This window comes from Clostridium thermosuccinogenes, from assembly GCF_002896855.1.
GTDB classification, from domain to species: domain Bacteria; phylum Bacillota; class Clostridia; order Acetivibrionales; family DSM-5807; genus Pseudoclostridium; species Pseudoclostridium thermosuccinogenes.
This window is the reverse complement of the sequence record NZ_CP021850.1, coordinates 1650067-1669357: the sequence shown is the minus strand read 5'-3', so window position 1 is coordinate 1669357 and position 19291 is coordinate 1650067. Positions and strand designations below refer to the sequence as shown.

20 protein-coding genes are annotated in these 19291 nt (G+C 41.4%); 4 read left to right on the top strand and 16 right to left on the bottom strand.

What is annotated here, in order from left to right; translation table 11 throughout:
- Positions 1–302 precede the first annotated feature (302 nt).
- A complete protein-coding gene (locus CDO33_RS07255) occupies positions 303–947 on the top strand; it encodes a hypothetical protein (protein WP_103081946.1) in 645 nt (214 codons plus the stop codon).
- A gap of 54 nt (positions 948–1001) precedes the next feature.
- On the opposite strand, the gene CDO33_RS07250 is transcribed toward CDO33_RS07255, so the two are convergent.
- The 6 genes from CDO33_RS07250 to speB form a co-directional block, all read right to left on the bottom strand.
- Positions 1002–2399, bottom strand: coding sequence for an oxaloacetate decarboxylase subunit alpha (locus CDO33_RS07250; protein WP_103081947.1), 1398 nt, complete (start codon positions 2397–2399; stop codon positions 1002–1004).
- Between the two features lie 119 nt (positions 2400–2518).
- Positions 2519–2938, bottom strand: a complete 420-nt coding sequence (locus CDO33_RS07245; protein ID WP_103081948.1) for a biotin/lipoyl-containing protein — start codon at positions 2936–2938, stop codon at positions 2519–2521.
- A 50-nt stretch (positions 2939–2988) separates the two neighbouring features.
- Positions 2989–3153, bottom strand: a complete 165-nt coding sequence (locus CDO33_RS07240) for a sodium pump decarboxylase subunit gamma (RefSeq protein ID WP_103081949.1) — start codon at positions 3151–3153, stop codon at positions 2989–2991.
- Between the two features lie 89 nt (positions 3154–3242).
- Positions 3243–4793 carry an acyl-CoA carboxylase subunit beta gene (locus CDO33_RS07235; protein ID WP_103081950.1) on the bottom strand — a complete coding sequence of 517 codons (1551 nt, stop codon included), beginning with the start codon at positions 4791–4793 and terminating at the stop codon, positions 3243–3245.
- Positions 4794–5216: 423 nt separating this feature from the next.
- Positions 5217–5795, bottom strand: coding sequence for a tRNA 5-(aminomethyl)-2-thiouridylate-methyltransferase MnmM (gene mnmM / locus CDO33_RS07230; protein ID WP_103081951.1), 579 nt, complete (start codon positions 5793–5795; stop codon positions 5217–5219).
- Between the two features lie 24 nt (positions 5796–5819).
- Positions 5820–6692: an agmatinase gene (speB, locus tag CDO33_RS07225; RefSeq protein ID WP_103081952.1), complete on the bottom strand. Its 873-nt coding sequence runs from the start codon at positions 6690–6692 to the stop codon at positions 5820–5822.
- Between the two features lie 503 nt (positions 6693–7195).
- On the opposite strand from speB, the gene CDO33_RS07220 reads away from it, so the two are divergent.
- Positions 7196–7693 carry a DUF5362 family protein gene (locus CDO33_RS07220; protein WP_103081953.1) on the top strand — a complete coding sequence of 166 codons (498 nt, stop codon included), beginning with the start codon at positions 7196–7198 and terminating at the stop codon, positions 7691–7693.
- Positions 7694–7801: 108 nt separating this feature from the next.
- On the opposite strand, the gene CDO33_RS07215 is transcribed toward CDO33_RS07220, so the two are convergent.
- The 3 genes from CDO33_RS07215 to CDO33_RS07205 all read right to left on the bottom strand — a co-directional run bounded on the left by CDO33_RS07215 (position 7802) and on the right by CDO33_RS07205 (position 9805).
- Positions 7802–8509 (bottom strand): pseudouridine synthase, encoded by a 708-nt coding sequence (locus tag CDO33_RS07215; RefSeq protein ID WP_103081954.1) that lies wholly within the window; start codon positions 8507–8509, stop codon positions 7802–7804.
- 179 nt (positions 8510–8688) lie between these two features.
- Positions 8689–9180 carry a GerW family sporulation protein gene (gene ytfJ / locus CDO33_RS07210; protein ID WP_103081955.1) on the bottom strand — a complete coding sequence of 164 codons (492 nt, stop codon included), beginning with the start codon at positions 9178–9180 and terminating at the stop codon, positions 8689–8691.
- Positions 9116–9805, bottom strand: a complete 690-nt coding sequence (locus CDO33_RS07205; RefSeq protein WP_103081956.1) for a DUF2953 domain-containing protein — start codon at positions 9803–9805, stop codon at positions 9116–9118. The genes ytfJ and CDO33_RS07205 overlap by 65 nt, the downstream gene beginning before the upstream one ends.
- Positions 9806–9948: 143 nt before the next feature.
- Between CDO33_RS07205 and CDO33_RS20785 the strand changes: the two genes are divergently transcribed.
- On the top strand, positions 9949–10119 hold the full coding sequence (locus tag CDO33_RS20785) for a DUF5412 family protein (protein WP_161496545.1): 171 nt from the start codon (positions 9949–9951) through the stop codon (positions 10117–10119).
- A 128-nt stretch (positions 10120–10247) separates the two neighbouring features.
- Here CDO33_RS20785 and scpB read toward each other — a convergent pair whose 3' ends face one another.
- Positions 10248–10892, bottom strand: a complete 645-nt coding sequence (gene scpB / locus CDO33_RS07200) for an SMC-Scp complex subunit ScpB (RefSeq protein WP_479690679.1) — start codon at positions 10890–10892, stop codon at positions 10248–10250.
- Positions 10893–10939: 47 nt separating this feature from the next.
- Positions 10940–11731, bottom strand: a complete 792-nt coding sequence (locus tag CDO33_RS07195; protein ID WP_242974849.1) for a segregation and condensation protein A — start codon at positions 11729–11731, stop codon at positions 10940–10942.
- Positions 11732–11890: 159 nt separating this feature from the next.
- Between CDO33_RS07195 and CDO33_RS07190 the strand changes: the two genes are divergently transcribed.
- Complete coding sequence (locus CDO33_RS07190) at positions 11891–12541, top strand: site-2 protease family protein (RefSeq protein ID WP_242973363.1); 651 nt, start codon at positions 11891–11893, stop codon at positions 12539–12541.
- 12 nt (positions 12542–12553) lie between these two features.
- On the opposite strand, the gene CDO33_RS07185 is transcribed toward CDO33_RS07190, so the two are convergent.
- The 5 genes from CDO33_RS07185 to xerD all read right to left on the bottom strand — a co-directional run bounded on the left by CDO33_RS07185 (position 12554) and on the right by xerD (position 19023).
- The gene (locus tag CDO33_RS07185; RefSeq protein ID WP_242973913.1) at positions 12554–13756 is read right to left on the bottom strand and encodes a D-alanyl-D-alanine carboxypeptidase family protein; all 1203 of its coding nucleotides are present in this window, start codon (positions 13754–13756) and stop codon (positions 12554–12556) included.
- 149 nt (positions 13757–13905) lie between these two features.
- Positions 13906–15072, bottom strand: a complete 1167-nt coding sequence (locus CDO33_RS07180) for a phosphopentomutase (protein WP_103081960.1) — start codon at positions 15070–15072, stop codon at positions 13906–13908.
- A gap of 483 nt (positions 15073–15555) precedes the next feature.
- Positions 15556–16668, bottom strand: a complete 1113-nt coding sequence (locus CDO33_RS07170) for a transglutaminase domain-containing protein (RefSeq protein WP_103081962.1) — start codon at positions 16666–16668, stop codon at positions 15556–15558.
- Positions 16669–16715: 47 nt separating this feature from the next.
- Positions 16716–17768, bottom strand: a complete 1053-nt coding sequence (locus tag CDO33_RS07165; RefSeq protein ID WP_103081963.1) for a phosphotransferase — start codon at positions 17766–17768, stop codon at positions 16716–16718.
- 370 nt (positions 17769–18138) lie between these two features.
- A complete protein-coding gene (gene xerD, locus CDO33_RS07160; protein ID WP_103081964.1) occupies positions 18139–19023 on the bottom strand; it encodes a site-specific tyrosine recombinase XerD in 885 nt (294 codons plus the stop codon).
- Positions 19024–19291: the final 268 nt, after the last annotated feature.

The window sequence follows — 19291 nt, the reverse complement described above, 5'->3', positions numbered from 1 at the left end:
AAATGTGAAATTCATAGTAAAACCACCGGAATACAAACAAAACCGGCAGCAAGGCTGCAGGAAATACTAAAAAGCCCGAGTTTTTTACTTCTTGCCTGCTTATACTAATATTACAATTTTGCATTCTAAAAATCAAGCTGATGCATTTTACATGAATTTTAGATGTGCCGGGCAATTATTTTCACGGATCGATAAGCCAGAACCGGAAATATCGTTATCTGACCGGAAATACCATCGCCCGGTAATATATTTTTATTTTACGCATATAATATTCTACTATACGGCAATAAAAGGTGGACCAGATGATACAGATAGACGATTCAGGAAGCGGGAGCTTCGTTGGAGGAACTTGCATAGGCATCTACCGGCCGGAAACCAACGAGTACTTCTTTGACATAATACCGGTAGAGCTGTATAACAAAGAAAATTTCAAAAAAAAACTCTATCTTGACGAAGTTGTAAATATAGTGTCACGGGCATTTATTAATATGAATGTACGCAAGACGGAGACCATCGAAATTTGCAGAGGTTATATGTTCGAGAAGCTCAAGACATGGCTTTCCGAAAACAACTACAGCTGGTATTGCACCCATATAACCGGGCGCGTGCAGGATATCGTTGAGAAAAATTTTGAACTGTATGCCATAAATCTTGGCCTGCCGGAGGCTTTTATAAAATACACCAGCTATCCCTTCCACTTCCATAAGCTTCTGCGTTGGGTCTTTGCAGACTACGACAACAGGATCAAACTTTGCAAGAGCGGATGGAAAGCTTGGCAGAAGGTAGAGGGTACGCAAACGGAGGAATATACGGAAATCACAAACCTGCCGAACCTGTTTTGCTTAAAATGCGGCAATCATATCAAAAAAGGAAGCAAGGTCAAAGTGATAAAATATGTCAGCAACAAGGTAAATTATGTATATCTTCATTATAAGTGCAAAAGCTGAAAAAGGAGAACACCATTGATGTGTTCTCCTTTTTCATTTAACAATATTTCATCCTTATACCGGATGGACCATTTCATTATAGTCTACCTGGCTGCTGTCTATTTTATATTTCTGTGCCTGGCGGAACTTAAAGAACTTCTCTGCAACCTGCGGGAACAATGCGTAGGTCAATACATCCTCATCCTGTTCCATATATACCTTCATCTGCTCCTTGATCTTTTCCAATTCAGGTTCAATCAGGTCTGCAGGTCTGCAGGTTATGCGTTCTTCGTCTCCCAGGATCTTCTTAATTATCTCCTCAGGTATTTCTGCAGGAGTTTTGCCGTATTCACCTTTTACCAGGGCTTTTGATTCCTTCGGAACCATCTTGTATCTCTCACCGGTTATAACATTCATAACCGCCTGAGTACCAACAATCTGGCTGGTAGGCGTTACGAGAGGAGGATAACCGAAATCTTTACGCACTCTCGGAACTTCCTTGAGCACTTCCTCAAACTTATCTTCCTTTCCTGCCTGCTTCAGCTGCGAAACCAGATTGGAGAGCATACCTCCGGGTACCTGGTACTTGAGGGTATTTACATCAACACCCATTACCTTGGTATTGAGCAATCCGCTTTCAATATATTTTTCTTTAATCGGTCTGAAATAATCTGCTATTTCAGTCAACAATCCAAGATCCAGTCCTGTGTCATAAGGCGTATCCTTTAATGTCGCTACCAGAGGCTCTGTAGGCGGCTGGGATGTGCCCAAAGCCATGGGGGATATTGCACAGTCTACAACATCCACGCCTGCCTCAATTGCCTTCAGGTATGTCATGGAAGCCACACCGCTGGTATAGTGGGTATGCAGCTGTATCGGTACCTTCACATTCTCTTTCAAAGCTTTTACAAGATCATAAGCCACATATGGGGTCAGAAGCCCGGCCATATCCTTAATACATATGGAATCTGCGCCCATATTCTCAAGAGTCTTTGCGTCCTTTACAAAAAGCTCCAGACTATGAACAGGGCTTATGGTATAGCAAACACAGCCTTGCGCATGGCCACCTTCCTTTTTGCAGGCTTTGATGGCCGCTTCTAAGTTCCTTGGGTCATTGAGGGCGTCGAAAATCCTTATAATGTCCATTCCATTGGCAATACATTTCTGTACGAAGTATTCCACCACATCATCGGCATAATGCTTGTAACCGAGTATGTTCTGCCCTCTGAAAAGCATCTGGAGCTTTGTCTTTTTAGCTTTGCTCCTTATCTTTCTGAGCCTTTCCCATGGATCCTCATTCAAAAATCTTAATGATGCATCAAAGGTTGCACCTCCCCATGCTTCCAGGGAGTGGTAACCTACATTATCTAGCTTTTCTATTATAGGGAGCATCTCTTCAGTCTTCATCCTAGTGGCTATAAGAGACTGGTGCGCATCCCTTAAAACGGTTTCTGTAATTCCAACCTTTGCCATAATAATATCTCCTTCAATCAAAATAATTGTGATTGGTGTTAGTTTGGATCAATCCGAGCATCTTCACGAGATGACCGTAATTGCCAAACTGCGATTTTAAGTCTTCATTTTAATTAAGTTTACACCATTGATACGAGAACATCACCGGCATTTACGGAAGTACCTTTTGTTACATTTACCGATGCAATTTTGCCATCGCTAGGAGCGACTATCTCATTTTCCATCTTCATGGCTTCAAGTATTAACAGTACCTGTCCCCTCTTAACCTGATCCCCGGTGTTGACATCAACCCTGAGAATAGTACCGGGCATTGGTGCTGTAATTGTCTGCGCTCCAGCAGGTACGGCAGTATCTCTCTTGGGCTCTGCCGGTTTTGGAGCAGGAGCTTGAGCTGGTGCTGCGGCTGCTGCTGGCTTAGGAGCGGCTGCCGGAGCCGGGCTTGCAGCAACTGCAGGCTGCACTGCTGCGCCTTCACCTCTTATTTCTTCCACCTCAACCTCGTATTGGCTTCCGTTAACTTTTATCAAAAATTTCTTCATGGCAAATCCTCCTCATTTTTCTTTATTGTTGTTAGGATATCAATACCGCATCATAACCTGCTGCTTACGATTTCTTCCCTTCCTATCGTGTTCCACACAGGTGATGTCTGGTTTACTCTTCTATACGATCTTACGACCAGTTTAACTTCCGGCGTGGCGTTCAGCATGGCTACCGCTGCTGAAATTACAGCCAGAATTTCATTTTCGTCATGCATAATATATTTCCCTCCTGCAATCCTGCCAGTTACGGCGGTATGCACATATCAAATGCCATATGCAGTTTAACAGGTAAAATCCCTTCAAATTACAGTGGTATATTTCCATGCTTCTTGGAAGGTCTGTTCTCCCTTTTGCTTGCCAACATTTCCAAAGCATCCGCCAATCTTATTCTCGTCATCGAAGGCTCGATAACATCGTCTACATAACCTCTTGCTGCCGCGATATACGGATTGGAGAACTTATCCCTGTATTCCTGGATCTTTTTCTGCCTTTCTTCAACAGGATCCTGAGCGTTAGCTATATCCTTTCTGAAAATAATGTTTGCAGCTCCCTCCGGACCCATTACAGCGATCTCTGCCGTAGGCCATGCAAATACCAAATCTGCGCCCAGATGCTTGCTGTTCATTGCAATATATGCTCCACCATAGGCTTTTCTTACAATAACATTTATCTTCGGAACAGTAGCCTCGGAGAAAGCATACAGAAGCTTTGCCCCATGTCTTATGACACCGCTGTGCTCCTGACCGACTCCAGGGAGATATCCCGGTACGTCAGTGAAAGTAACCAACGGAATATTGAAAGCATCACAGAAACGTACAAACCTGGCCGCTTTGTCGGCTGAGTTCACATCGAGAACTCCGGCTGAAACATTGGGCTGGTTCGCAACTATACCTACCGACCTTCCGTTGATTCTGCCAAAACCAACTATTATATTGCCTGCAAAATCCTTTTGCACTTCCATGAAGTCTCCGTTGTCCACTACCTGGCGGATAACCTCCATCATATCATAAGCCTTGTTTGCCTCATCAGGAATCAGCTCATTGAGTTCGTCGCAGACACGGTTCAGATCATCATCGGTTGCATAAATCGGAGCATCGGAAAGGTTGTTGTCAGGAAGGAAGCTTAAAAGTCTCTTTATTCCTTTTATGCACTCTTCATCGCTTGCATATCTAAAGTGAGCAACTCCACTGGTGGAATTGTGTACGCCGGCACCTCCCAGTTCATCCGTTGTCACCTGCTCACCGGTCACAGCTTTTATAATCTCCGGTCCGGTTATGCACATATAGCTTGTCTTGTCCACCATAAATATAAAGTCTGTTATTGCAGGGGAATAAACAGCGCCTCCTGCGCAAGGCCCCATTATAGCGGATATCTGAGGTATAACACCGGATGCCAGGGTATTTCTGAAGAATATATCACCAAAACCGCTTAAAGCATCTACACCTTCCTGGATTCTTGCTCCGCCGGAGTCATTCAAGCTTACGTAGGGAGCTCCCATTTTAACCGCCATGTCCATTACTTTGGTAATCTTTTTTGCATGCATTTCGCCAAGGGATCCGCCGATTACTGTAAAGTCCTGGGCTGACGCGTATACAAGCCTGCCGTCTACAGTACCATAGCCTGTAACTACTCCATCTCCAAGGACCTTCTTTTTCTGCATATCGAAATCAGTAGCTCTAGTTTCTACATAGGCATCAATTTCGACAAAGCTCTTTTCATCAAACAGCATTTGAAGCCTTTCCCTGGCAGTGAGCTTTCCGGAAGAATGCTGCTTTGCAACACTGTCTGGTCCTCCGCCTTGCTCTACAACTGCTCTCTTTTCTCGCAATTCGTTAATTTTGTCACTTGCTGCCATTTGCTTTCCACCTCATATTCTATAATTTTATAATGCTTTGGAAACTTTTGTTCAGTTTTATATATCATCCCAACCTGCCATGACAGCATCGCTATGTAAGGCTGCAACTTGCCTCTCCGGCAGGCTGCATTATGTATAATTTGTGATGCGGTCAAACAAGTCTTTATTATAAGATGTTATTACCTGGTACTAAATAAATATTATATTACATAAAAAATGGTTAATCAATATTTGTGCTATTGCTATTATTTTAACAATAACTATTTTATAAAATTATTCCTTGTTTTGCAATTATATTTTGGCAAATATTAATAATCCTTGCCCTTCTCTCCCACCATAATTTTGAAGCTCTGATACATCATCCTCTTGCCATGCAAATGTGAATAATGTTTGATAAAATATACATACCCATCTGCAGGCAAATTATTCAAATAATTTTTCCATGCATACTAAAATCGGAGGACAGTTAGGCTGGTTTACAAACTCAGTTTTCATAACGTTAAACTGTCTGAATTCAATTCCTTTTATGAACTCCATAACAGCCTCTTTTTCATCAAAGCCGCTGTCGCCCCCATAATATACTACAACTGTGACTATGCCATTGACCTGTATAAGCTGCAGAGCTTTTTTTATGGCAGCAATCGTAGTATCAGCCTTTGTCCCGATGCTGTGGTCGCCTCCCGGAAGATAGCCAAGATTGAACATGACTGCCTTAACCTTTTCTTTCACATACAAATCCATATTCTGGTGCCCGTCTTTTATCTGCACCACCCTGCCGGCCAGTCCTAAATCCTCCAGCTTCTTTCTGGTGTTCAATATAGCCTGCTCCTGAATATCGAAAGAGTATACCCGTCCTGTTTCGCCCACAAGCTTTGCTAAAAAAACCGTATCATATCCATTGCCTGCCGTTGCATCTATCACTACATCACCGGGTTTTACCACTTTCTCAATAATTTCATGGGATTGCCCCAGAGAGTTCTTTATAACATCCTTGTTCCTCACTTAAATCCTCCATCCGTCAGCTGCTTATTTATCCGTCGACAGTATCACATCTCTTATGATCTTGGCAGCAAGAAGAGCTGTCCGGTCTGAAGCATCATATGGCGGTGAAACCTCAACTATATCAAACCCTACTATATTGAGGGAGCAAAGGAGATTCACAGCCTGTATCAGTTCTTTTGAGCTTATCCCCCCAGGTTCGGGAGTTCCGGTTCCATTGGCATATGCAGGATCCACAACATCAATATCCAATGTTATATATATCGGTTTGTCCCGGAAATTATCCATGACTTTTTTTACAGGTTCCAGCACCTCAAAGGGATACAGGTGGGTATTTTTCCTTGCAAACTTAAATTCATCCCTGGTTCCTGAACGTATCCCGAATTGATATATATTGCCCGCCGGCATAAATTCCGTCAGACGCCTGACTGCCGAAGCATGGGAATTGGCGCAACCTATATACCCTTCCCGCAAGTCGGCATGAGCGTCAAACTGAATAACAATCAGATCGTCACCGTATTTTTCATATACTTTTCTTATCACCGGTACGCTTATAAGGTGCTCTCCTCCGATGAACAAAGGAAATTTTCCGTCCTTTATGATCTCACCGGCTGAATCCCCAATCAAGGCAAGGCTGCCTTCCACATTTCCGAAAGGCAGGTCAAGATCTCCGCAATCAAAGTACTTGAAATCTGTGAGATCTTTATCCATATATATGCTGTATTCCTCGATGCCGATGGACACCTCTCTTATCTTCTGAGGCCCGAATCTGGTCCCCGGTCTGAAACTGCAGGTAAAATCCATCGGAACACCAACCATGACCACTGACGCTTCCTCATAGCTATCACAGCTGGCCATGAATTTCGTTGTTAAAGTAAAACTACCATCTTTTAAACCCATTTGTACCTCCGCACATTCCTACCTTTTGGCTTTATTTTACGCATTTACGCTACCGATATTCCCGGATTTCAGCAAAGCTTGATGTCACATACGGCTTTTTCAGAACAGCTGCTCCAGTGCTGAAACCCCGATTCATCAATATTATTGTAATTAGGAATGCAATTTTTGTCAAAATATTTCATCTATGTACATAAGCTTTGGCAACTGTTTTTTAAGCTATATAGCAACTTAATACCCCATATGAAAATCTGAATTGGTATTGCAATTTTACACAAGTTAGAACTGATAAGCTGGTTTTGCATTATGTTCTTGTGCCAGGCAGTGTACTGCAGCCGAAATATATGATAAAATATAATACGATTTTGATTTTTCCTTAATTTTCATATAAATCCTGCCATTCATAATCGATAGAATGTTTACAAACTATCGGTAAATTTGCAGATTGTGAACTTAAGGAAATATGAGACTTTGAATTTGCGTGTGACAATAAAGGAGGTTCCCTCATGGACGAAAACAACAGCCAATTTAACCCAGGCGAGATGCAGCCTTATCCGACTCAACCTGAACAGAGTCAATCATACTCATCCTATCAGCCACAGCCACCAAGCATAAACTTGCCTTTTCTCAAGAGTTTTATTGGTTGGGCTACCTTTAGAGCCATAATAGACATCATTTTCGGTTCCTTATCCTGCCTTGGAATAATAACGGCAGTATATGGGGTACCCATGATAATAGCAGGGGTACGGCTGCTTAATGCAATTGACCAGTTGAAGATGTATGTTGCCACCAATGATTTAAGGAGAGTTGAAGATACTTTCAACAGTTTGAACAAATTTTTCAAACTGAACGGCGCTGCAACTATTATCAAGATTATTTTTGCCATAATAGCTATAATACTATACGTTACAGTTATCATTTACTTTTTCAGCAACCTAGGCAATTTTGATTATGCTCCCATACCCAATTTAGACGAGTATTATAAGTATGAGTACAGCTTCTAAAATAGGCACAGCTTTTAGTAATAAGCGAATTTTTATGCTTCAATTGAGCCTCAATCCGGTTATTACCTTAGAAACGCTGAAATTGCAGATACTAAAATGCTGGGCTGATCAGCCCAGCATTTTTATTTCCTCCTCCTTCAAATACCTCCATTGTCCTTCGGGCAGGCCTTTCAAGTATAAGTCTCCTATAGCAATCCTTTTTAAGCTTATCACCGGATGGCCAATTGCATCGCACATTTTTCTGACTTGCCTGTTTTTTCCCTCATGAATAACCACCTTCACCATGGAAGAGCTCTTCTTCTTTTCCAGAACAGTCAGCTCTGCCGGTGAAGTGACATAATCCTCTATTCTAAGTCCATTTTGAAAGCTCTCTATGTCATTGCTGTCGGGTACGCCTTCCACCTCGGCTATATACGTCTTTTTCATTTCATGCTTGGGATGGGTTAGTCTGAAGGCAAAATCGCCGTCGTTGGTCAGGAGCAAAAGGCCCGATGTGTCATAATCCAGCCTTCCTACAGGATATATTCTCTCCTTTACACCTTTTATAAGGTCCACCACCGTGTTTCTGGAAAATTGGTCCCGGACCGATGAAATATATCCCACAGGCTTGTTGAGCATTATGTATACTTTTTTTTGCTCGAGGCTTATCCTCCTGCCATCCACTTCTACAACGTCCTCATCCGAAACCTTAACTCCCATTTCCGATACTGGAATTCCGTTAACCTTAACTCTCCCCTGTTTTATCAGCTCCTCCGACTTTCTTCTGGAAGCGACCCCACATTCGGCAATATATTTCTGCAATCTCATTTTATCCATTCAACCCACCCATCCATGATATAAGCATCCAAAGTACACCGCATAGTCCTGCGCTCCTTAAGCACAGTCGCAGATAACAGATATCTTTGATTCTGCCATTAGTGATTTTTGGATATTTTCCAGCTAATATATATTCCAGACAATATTATATACAAAAAGTGGGTGCTTTCACATCCCACTCACTCATTTTCTACTTCTTCTACAACTTTTCCGTTTTTATCGCCGGTTTTTATCTCTTTTTTGACTGTGATCTTTTTTCTGAACGTTTCATTTGCCTTTTTCATGAGCTCCGGCACCAGATCTATCACCTTTTCAACCGTATAATTGGTATTTACAGGCAGCAGCTTTATCTGATTCTGCCCTACCACCATGAATGCCACAGGGTTTATGCTGACACCGGCGCCACTACCTCCTGCGAAAGGAAATTTGCTGTTTGTCCTGCTTTGGGATGAGCCTTCCTCTTCTTCATCACCATTATCATCATCAACCCTCATTGCGGCTTTATACTCCCCGCCTCCGGACGCAAAGCCGAAAGTCACCCTTGAGATGGGTATTATAACTGTACCATCCGGCGTTTGCACGGCATCGCCCACTATAGTATTGACGTCAACCATTTCCTTTATGCTTTCCATAGCCGTTTTCATCAGACCTTCTATTGGATGCTGAGACATTGTTCATACCACCTTTATTTGTCATTTTATTTTTATTTTTAGCTTTTTTCTGCTTTTTCTTTTTGGAGATTTTATATTTTAAAGCTACTACTATAATATGGACAAATTTGATATCAAATATGCAATATAATTCAATAATAAACTTTTTTTCCACAAAATAGGGGTTTACTGCTATATCCGTATTAAAAGCTTTAGATAGCCTGAAGGAGTTTATGACATATGAGACGGCCGTTCCTAATATTGTCCATGCAAATCCGCTTAAGATACCTGTTTCACATGCATCGCCCGTACCTATATGGACTTTCAGCCGGAGCATGTCCAGTATTATTTTCTTGCCGAGATATTTTCTGATCTCAGCAATCGATTTATACACTTCTTTTATATTATTCAATTTGTCCCGCGGAGCGCCTTCCCGGCCCTTTTTTTCGATGCTGTCCCCGGCATCCTTCCTTTTTCTTACAGGCAGCTTTATATTATACTTAAGCAGCCCTCCGAATGCGGAAAAGGTAACCGTTCCCCAGTCATCCTTGCCGCTCAGCTTATAATCAACAATGACATTGAGTTTTGTAACAAACAGCACCAATAATAACAAGGCGACAACAAAAAAAATAACTAAATAAAGCATCCTTCCACCTCATCTAGTTATTTTTTCCTTGTTAATCAAATATTACACAGAAGTTCCGGAAATTTAAGAAATAATCTTAAGAATCTTATTTTTATCAGTAGGGCTTCCCCTAGATGTTTTTTTATTAAAGGTTCTGTTTGATCATGAATTTTAATACAAAATTAATATATAATAAAAACGGTAAAACCAAAAATATTTACTGGCAATATCATTGTGAAAAAGCAGAAATTGAATGGATAAATGATGAAATTGTAATAATAAACGGTGTAGAATTAAATGTAAAAAGTGAAATTTATGATTACAGAAGAAAATAGATTGATATTTTTAATTACCTAATTAGAAATATTAAATAATTACGTGTTAAAGACCAGTAATTTTACTGGTCTTTTAAATTAATAGAAAAATATCAACATTATCTTAAAACAGAGCCCAAATAAAAGAATCACTCTTTAGGTGGATTGCCTTCAGAAGAAATTTCATTAGAGGCGCTTTCATCATGAGTATTATCCCCGGTAGGATTTTCTCGGGAAGAGCTTTCCTGTGCCGGCGGCACCGACTCAAGCTCATTCATTTCCGTCCGGGGCAGATCGGCCAAGGATCGGAAACCAAAACACCTCAGAAACTCATCGGTTGTCTCGTATAGCACCGGCTTTCCCGGGCTGTCCATCCTTCCGGCTTCCCTTATAAGATTTCTTTCAATAAGCTTGGCTATTGCGCTGTCGGAATTTACCCCTCTTATATTCTCAATTCCCGCCCGGGTGATGGGTGAATTGTATGCGATTATCGCCAGAGTTTCAAAAGCTGCCTGGGATAATCCCTGCTTCTGTCTCGGTTCAAACAGCTTCTTTATGTAATCATGGTGCTCAGGCCTTGTGCATAACTGGTAACTGCCGTTAATTTCCCTGATGATTATGCCTCGCCTGGAATTCTGATAATTTATCATCATATTGCTTAAAATCAGTTTTGTAGTTTTCCTGTCCACGCCGGTTATATCGGCTATCTTCTCCAGGGGAAGCGGGTCCCCTGCCGCAAAGAGCAAGCCTTCCACCACTGACTCTATTTCCCTTATATCCATCTCCATATCCATTTTCTTCACTCCGCTGCATTAATTCTGCTTTTCTGCTGAACTGTTTTTCAGTTGTCTGTAGTTTTGTAAATGAGAATCTCGTCAAATTGCTTCTTTTGCTCCAACCTGACCTTTTTCAGCTTAGACAGCTCCAATATGGCCATAAAGCCGGTGACCACCTCTGCCTTTGATTTTCTTCTGGGCGAAAACAGATCGGTAAAAGCTACGACCGCCCTGTTTAATAGGCTTCGGATCACTTCTTTCATTTTGCTTTTCAGCGAAACTTTTTCACCCTGCATAATCTGAGCCATTTTAACTTCCGTATTGTTAAATCTTTTTTTATTTCTGCTGAGAATTTCCCCGTAAATCCGCTTTAGCTCGTCGGGAGACAACTCCAGTGGCTCCGGTTCCCATTTGAAATCATATACTTCGGGCAGCTTGTAGAAAGCTTTGTCCCAGTATTCCTCCCTCTCCTTAAGGGTCTTGGAAAACTCTTTATACTTTTTGTATTCGACAAGTTTGAGTACCAGCTCTTCCCTGGGATCAACCTCTTCTTCCTCTTTTTGGACTTTCTTTTCGGGTAATAGCATTCTCGATTTGATGTGGAGCAAAGTGGCTGCCATTACCAGAAATTCACTGGCAATCTCCATATCAAATTCCTGCATGGCAAACAAGTAATCCATGTACTGATCAGTTATCTCATTGATAGGTATATCATATATGCTTACCTGATTCTTTTCAATCAGGTGGAACAGCAAATCAAAAGGTCCTTCAAAATTCTGTATTTTAATTTTACACGCCTTTGTGAGAGCACTCTCCATAAAACCACCAATCTCAATAAATACCCATAAAGTTCCCAAAAACCACTATTACTATATAATAGCATATGGTTGAGCAATTTTACAATATGGATATTCCGGCGGCTAACCCCTGGACAATGAGAGGCTTGTCTGCTAAACTTTTATTAATATTTGTTGAAAAGTTGAATAAAAATTATATAAAAGTTTCGGGAGATGCTTATGTTTGATTTTGATATTGAGAGAATTCTGTTAACATTGCCGGGCATTTTGTTGGCTCTTTCTTTCCACGAATTTGCCCATGCGCTTGCTTCCGATCGATTGGGAGACCCTACACCCAGGGCCCAGGGAAGGCTTACACTGAATCCTCTTCCCCATATAGACTTCATAGGTTTCATGCTATTGATATTTGCCGGCTTTGGCTGGGCAAGACCGGTGTCTGTGGATTCCAGGTACTATAAAAATCCAAGACGCGACAAAGTTATAGTATCCGCCGCAGGACCGGCAATGAACCTGTTTCTTGCTGCGGTATTCGCTGTTTTTCTAAAAATTCTTGTCGTATATGGTGAAAAAACATCCATGAGTGTTACGTTGTTCGGCACTGTGGCAAGCATGTTTCTCTACACCATCAATATAAACCTTGTCCTGTTCCTGTTTAATCTTCTGCCCATCCCACCCCTTGACGGTTTTCATATTCTGGCTGAAATCATTCCGCCAAGAAGGTACAAGATAATTTACATTTTGCAGCAGTATAGCACGATAATACTGATCATCATAGTCATAACTCCAATTGTTTCATTTATCATCAGGCCTCCCATCAGATTTATATTCAGTGCTCTTATGAGGCTGCTCAATATGCCTATGTTTATATGACTATACCTGATATTATCTTCTTCCTATGCAAAACCACATGGACAGCATTTTTATCAGCAGTCTGGTGAAGGTTGTTTTCTCAACACCGTACTGAGCAACTATATCTGCTTTGTTGATTTCTTTTCCGTCCATCAGATATACTGCCTCTCCAATTTTCTGGCCTTCGGCAACCGGTGCAACCAGTTCTTCGACGGCTCTCACTTTTCGCTCGATTTTGCCCTTATACCCTTTTGGAAGCAAGAGCTGAACATCGCTTTTTAACACACCCACTACATTTTTTGATAAACCTTTTTTTACTTCGATCGTCAAAAGCTCTTCACCCTTTTTGTTCACATCTGCCAATTCATAATTGGCGAAACCATAATCCAGGAGTTTTGCCGACTCCCTAAACCTTGTGTTGGAATCCGGTTCGCCAAGAACCACCGATATGAGCATAAGGTTGTTCCTTTTAGCCGCAGCAGAAAGGTTATAGCCTGCAGCTTCCGTGTAACCGGTTTTAAGGCCGATTATACCGTCATAACTCCTAATCAGTTTGTTGGTGTTGTCCAGAGATGTCTTGCCGTCCCTTATGGTATCATGCCATTTGGTAGTATATTCAATTATTTCAGGGTATTTGGTCAGGAGTTCCCGTGACATTATGGCAATATCATAGGCAGTGCTGTACTGGCCTTCATCAGTGAGACCGCTGCAGTCCATAAACTTGGTATCCTTCATTCCAAGCTCGGCTGCCTTTTCATTCATCTTGGCAACAAAGGCCTCCTCGCTTCCGGCAATCTTCTCAGCAAGCATAATTGCAGCGTCGTTAGCCGAACGGATAGTAACAGCCTTTAGCATATCCCTTACTGAAAACTCCTCGCCTTCCTTCAACCATAGCTGGGTCGTACCAATCGAAATGGCATGCGGGGATGCCGGAATCATATCATCATAGCTTATCCGTCCTGTGTCTATCGCCTCCATGGTCAAAAGCATAGTCATTATCTTTGTAACGCTGGCCATGGGCAGCCTTTCACGGCTGTTATGCTCAAAAAGGACTGTTCCCGTAGTACCGTCTATCAATATTGCTCCTTTAGCCTTTAAGTTCAGAGCATTTCCACTACCCGAGGTTTGCGTAAATACTTCGACATCACTGTCGGCTCCGGCCAGAACAGTTGATGCTATAGGCATTGTAAAAATAATAGCAAAAAGCAGACTATATATTATAATTTTTTTCAACACGAGATACCCTCCCGTCATATCATCTTACTAAATGTTATGCCGGGAGTTTCCATTATATTCTTACCATAAAAACAGTTAAAATTCATATGCCGCGTAGGATTTCTACCTGTAACGGGAGTACTGACATCAAAGTTATTTTAAACTTCTGATTATGCGATACTGTTGTAGAAGCTTGTACCATTTCCGGTAGACTTAATCCCAAAGAATTCAGCTATAGTTGCGCTTATGTCGGCAAAAGTGCCCCTCGTGCCCAAGTTTACGTTTTGCTTAAGCTTTTTCCCATATACAAGCAGGGGAACATACTCTCTAGAATGATCTGTGCTCTCCGTTGTCGGATCACATCCGTGATCGGCAGTGATGATCAGCATGTCGTCTTCCTTCAGCCTGTCAAGTATTTCAGGCACTCTTCTGTCAAACTCCTTCAAGGCTCTGGCATATCCTTCCACATCATTCCTGTGCCCGAACAGCATATCAAAATCCACCAGGTTGGTAAAAATCATACCTTCAAAATCTTTCTCCATATAGGACAAGGTCCTGTCCACACCATCCATGTTGTCATGGGTATGAACCGCTTCCGTTATACCTTGCTTATTAAATATGTCCTCTATTTTACCTACTGCTTTGACTTCATACCCAGCCTCCGACACATAATCCAGTATCGTTTTGTCAAAAGGGCTTAAGGAAAAATCCCGCCTACGGTCGGTCCTTTTATAATTTCCTTCTTCGCCGGCAAAAGGGCGGGCGATAACTCTGCCTACGGCATGCTCCCCACTCATTATCTCCCGGGCTTTGGCGCACATTTCATACAGCTTTTCTACCGGAATCACTTCTTCATGAGCAGCTATCTGGAACACGCTGTCCGCAGAGGTATATACAATCGGATATCCGGTTCTCACATGTTCTCTTCCCAGTTGCTTTATAATCTCCGTCCCGGATGCTGCTACATTTCCAATTATCTTTGTGCCTATGGCTTTTTCAAACCTTTCAATTATATCTGCCGGAAACCCTTCAGGATACACAGGGAAAGGCTTTTTCAAGATCAGCCCTGCGATCTCCCAGTGTCCGGTGGTCGTATCCTTCCCCGCAGATTGCTCAGCCATTCTCCCATAGCATCCTTCCGCCTTATCTGATTTCTTTATTCCCTTCATCCCGTCGATATTTCCCAACCCGAGCTTCTCAAGCTCAGGAAGACTGAATCCTTTTATCCTCTCTGCAATATTGCCCAGGGTGTTGCTGCCTGTATCTCCATATTTGCCTGCGTCAGGCAGTTCTCCCATACCTACGCTGTCCAATACTATCAAAATGACTCTCTTCATCACAATTCTCCTTGCCTATGATTTTTACATGAATATTTTAACATATCTACTTATGATATATACCCATTTATATCGGCATAAAAAAGTAACTGTCTGTCCCTAGCAGTTCACCTATTTTTTCAAAACACTCTATTCCCTCTCTCATTTGTGATACTGTAATACGCCTCATGAAAGCCGGGCGATCTTCGACGCGAAGTATGTTATCTATAGTGGTTTCAAGAGCATCAGATAAGGCGCCCAACAATGATATATCGTGTAAAGTCTCGCCTCGTTCCCATTTCGACACTGTTTAAAATGACACCCCCAGCCTTTCACCCATATCTGCTTGCGTCAATCTCTTAGCCTTTCTTAAATAGCATATTTGCTGCCCTATTTTTTCAATATCTATTATTATCACGCTCCTTTATGATTTTATAATACTGGGAGCATCTGGGAAGTTTAAAACCGTGTCGTTGAAATCAATGCTCACTAATTCAACTAAAATTAAGGCATCAAACCCCAAAACTCAGATTCACAGAACACAAATTCACTCCTCCGTTGATCGCTAAAATTATCGATGGGGTAATTGCTTGGAATCAATTCAATCCGGCGCTTGCTGTTATCATCATAACCATCAGCACAGAAAGTGCCTCGTGAAAAACGAAAAGCATTTTTAATCATATACTGTCTTTGAAAATCCAAATCGAATCTGCCTCCATTATATGATGCTTCCGAGTTGGGATAGTACACTTCGCCGTTAATTAGCATTTTACGAAGCCTCTGCAGTGAAACATATTCACCGTTAGAGTCCCTCAAATATAATCTATATGTAGGATCAAACATGATTCTTGCTCCGGAGGGAAGAATGCAGTCAGTAACCACATGGCAATCGTCAAACGGATCTTCATAGGGCATACAAGTTACGTGTGATGCTTTTATCCCGTTCATACGCAGCAAGGCAGCCAGAAGAATGGCAAGTCCCCTGCAATTTATCTTTCCGTTGTGGTTTTCGCAGTAAGCAATAATATCTTCTACCCGGCATCCCTTCGGAAATCCGCTCGTGCCGTCATGACCAAAGTGATCACACACGAAATCAAGTAGAGAAAAAGCCAATCTGTCATCAGTGGGGGTATAACCTTCTATATACTTTTTGTAATCGTATTTCTGAAGTATGTCGGGGACCGGTTCATAAAGCCTGTATTCAATGCAACAGGGATTTGATGATTGTCTATTGTCGTATTCAGCGTATTCTTTAAGTATTTCAATGCGTGGCACATCGGGATATGGAACAACCATCTGATGAGGATTGAACTCGAACTGTCCGTCCTCAGGTATCTCGGAGATCCGTTCGTATGTTGCAGGTATTTCCTTTCCATGATATATATAATATCCTTTTAAAAAGCCGTCTACGTATCGTACGTGATACACCTTACGCTGGTCTCCATCGTTTATTTCAAAGCATAGATAGTCATCTTTTTCATAAACTCGGTTTGGTTCAAAATTATAATTTCCGGAAAGTGAAAAGGATATTTTCATTCGTAACGGTTCTTCATCAAATATGTTGATTGTTTCACCCCAGTCAGCTGTATACCATTTTCCTACCAGCCTTTTATCCATTAAAAATCCTCCTTGACAATTTCAAGAATATCCTTTCAAGTTTTTATTTATGGAAGCAAGCTGCTTACATCACTTCTTGTCATCTGATATTCCGTCCAGTCAAGAATATGTCCTGCATATTTCCTCCCTTCCGGATATTTTTCTCTATTTTTCAGAAGTGACAGGAAAAAGCAATGATATGTCCATCGAAACGGAGCCACTATATTGTAGTACTCGTTAAAAGCTTCCCTTTCTTCATCGGTGAATTTATAGTGCTTTCCAATCCATGCCAGGCGCTGTGCAGTCCATGCATCACGCTTTTTCAAAGCTTCAGTGTCAAGAAGCACATCGATTTCCGAATCATCCTCTAGGCAGCAAAAACTTTCACAGAAAGCATAGTTTAAAATTGTTTCCGTACCGGAGAGGTTGAAATCAATCATTCCCTTGAAATCACCTGCTTCATCGACAAGGATATTTGAATCGTTTATGTCACCCTGAAAAACCGACTTAGGGAGCAAACGGTATATAGGCTCAAATTTCTCCCTTCGGCGGCAGTATTCTTCGAAAAGCTTTTGTGCCCGCATTGCATGCTCAGGTATGTTGTCTCGATAATAATCCCGAAGCTCCATAGCACACTGGTAATTTTCATCATATTCATCTGTTATGTCAAATTTATCATAAATGCAGTATGCCGTATGCCATGGCACAAGTGGTGCTGGATTTGCTGCAACAAGACCTATTGATTCATATAGCTTTCTCTCGTATTTCTGATCACCGGTAAGACTCTCGTTCCTTCCGGCAGCCGGCTTGTATTTCATATATTCTTCGGCGAAAACCAGGTATCCGTCAATGTTTGAGCAATATTCACCATTTTTATTACGCACTATTTTAGGACAATATATACCGAGATTATTGTAGTGCTCGATAAGCTCTGCCCACCCTTTTACACGTTCTGGCGTTGTAAAGGAATTTTTAGTTACCTTGACCGCAAGCTTATCCATATTCGGGAACTCAACAATATAAGTCATTCGAATATCATTTTCACCGCGGGAACTGTTATGCAAAGCTATTTGCTTTGGAGATTCCGACCCGTAAAGACTAAATGTTTTAATATGATCCATAATTATTTCTTTCCCCTTTACAATCCTTTATTCAATTTTTCATCTGTCCAGCACCCTAATCGGTGCAAATTCTATGTTCACATAATTCAGGCCACTTCAATACATTGGGACAAAAGTACACAGCAATAAAGACCTCACAGAAAAGACCACCTGTGAGCTCTTTGATATAATCCATGTTTTCAATGATGGTAGACAGGTATGGCATATCAAAATCATTCTAACTCCATTGGCATGTTTGATCCACCGATCTCTGCATCGGCACCAGAAAAAGAAAAATCGGCATAGCCGGTAAAACGTACCAATATATGCCGATATTTTTACGGGATAAAATTCCCTAAGACCAACCCTCAAAAAGAGAGGCTGCTTCCTGTTATGCTCTTGGATGCGTTTTCTTGTATATATCTTTTATCTTATTCTTTGCTATCTGAGCATAAATTTGCGTGGAGGAAATATCGGAATGTCCGAGCATTTCCTGTATGGAACGCAAATCAGCGCCATTTTCCAGCAGGTGGGCGGCGAAGGAATGCCTCAAGGTATGAGGCGTGATATCCTTGTTGATTTTCGCCATGTTCTTGTACTGCTTGATAATCTTCCAGAATCCCTGACGGGTCAGCCTCTTTCCGTTCACGTTAACAAACAAGGCTTTTTCATCCTTGCTATGAATCATCATATCCCTTGCGTTGGTCAGATAATCCTGTAAGGCGCTCATGGCAATCGACCCGATGGGAATCATCCTTTCCCTGTTGCCTTTGCTGCACCGGATGAACCCTGTTTCTAAGTTTACATCCTCCACATCCAGGGATATCAGTTCCGACACTCTAATGCCGGAAGCATACAGCAATTCCAGCATCGCTTTATCCCTATATCCTTTTAAGTCAACACATTTAGGTTGCTCGAGCAGAAGTTCAACTTCCTGTGTTGACAATATCTGCGGCAGCTTTTTTTCAACTTTCGGCGATTCAAGTCCGGTGGTCGGGTCATTATCAATGATTCTGTTCTTGGATAAATACTGGTAAAAGGACCGGATTGAAGCGAGATTTCTGGAAATTGTGGATGTAGCACGCCCTTTTTTCTGCAAGTGAAGAAGATAAGCAATTATCGTGGTTTTATTGGTGTTGGATATATTAAGCAGATTTATCTCCCGCAAATATGTAATATACTGGTCTACATCCCTTCTGTATGACTGCAGTGTATTTGCTGATAGCCGCTTATCCCTTTCGAGAAAGCTAATAAATTTTTGTACTAATGCTTCCATTAAACAATCTACCCCTTCTCATATCTATAATTAACGCTAGGCTTAACCATAACAACTGTGTCCTTATATTCGTAAGCAACATCAAGAAAATTTTTCTAATATATATAAAATATTCATATCAGTACTATATTCTGCAAGATTTCCAAAAATCCTGCTTCAGAATTTACATATTTTGATACTTTTTTCGAACATTATTATCGGTCCATCTTAATGTATTTCTATAGTTTTCCACTAATGATTATTAACCATAAATTACTAATGTATACGT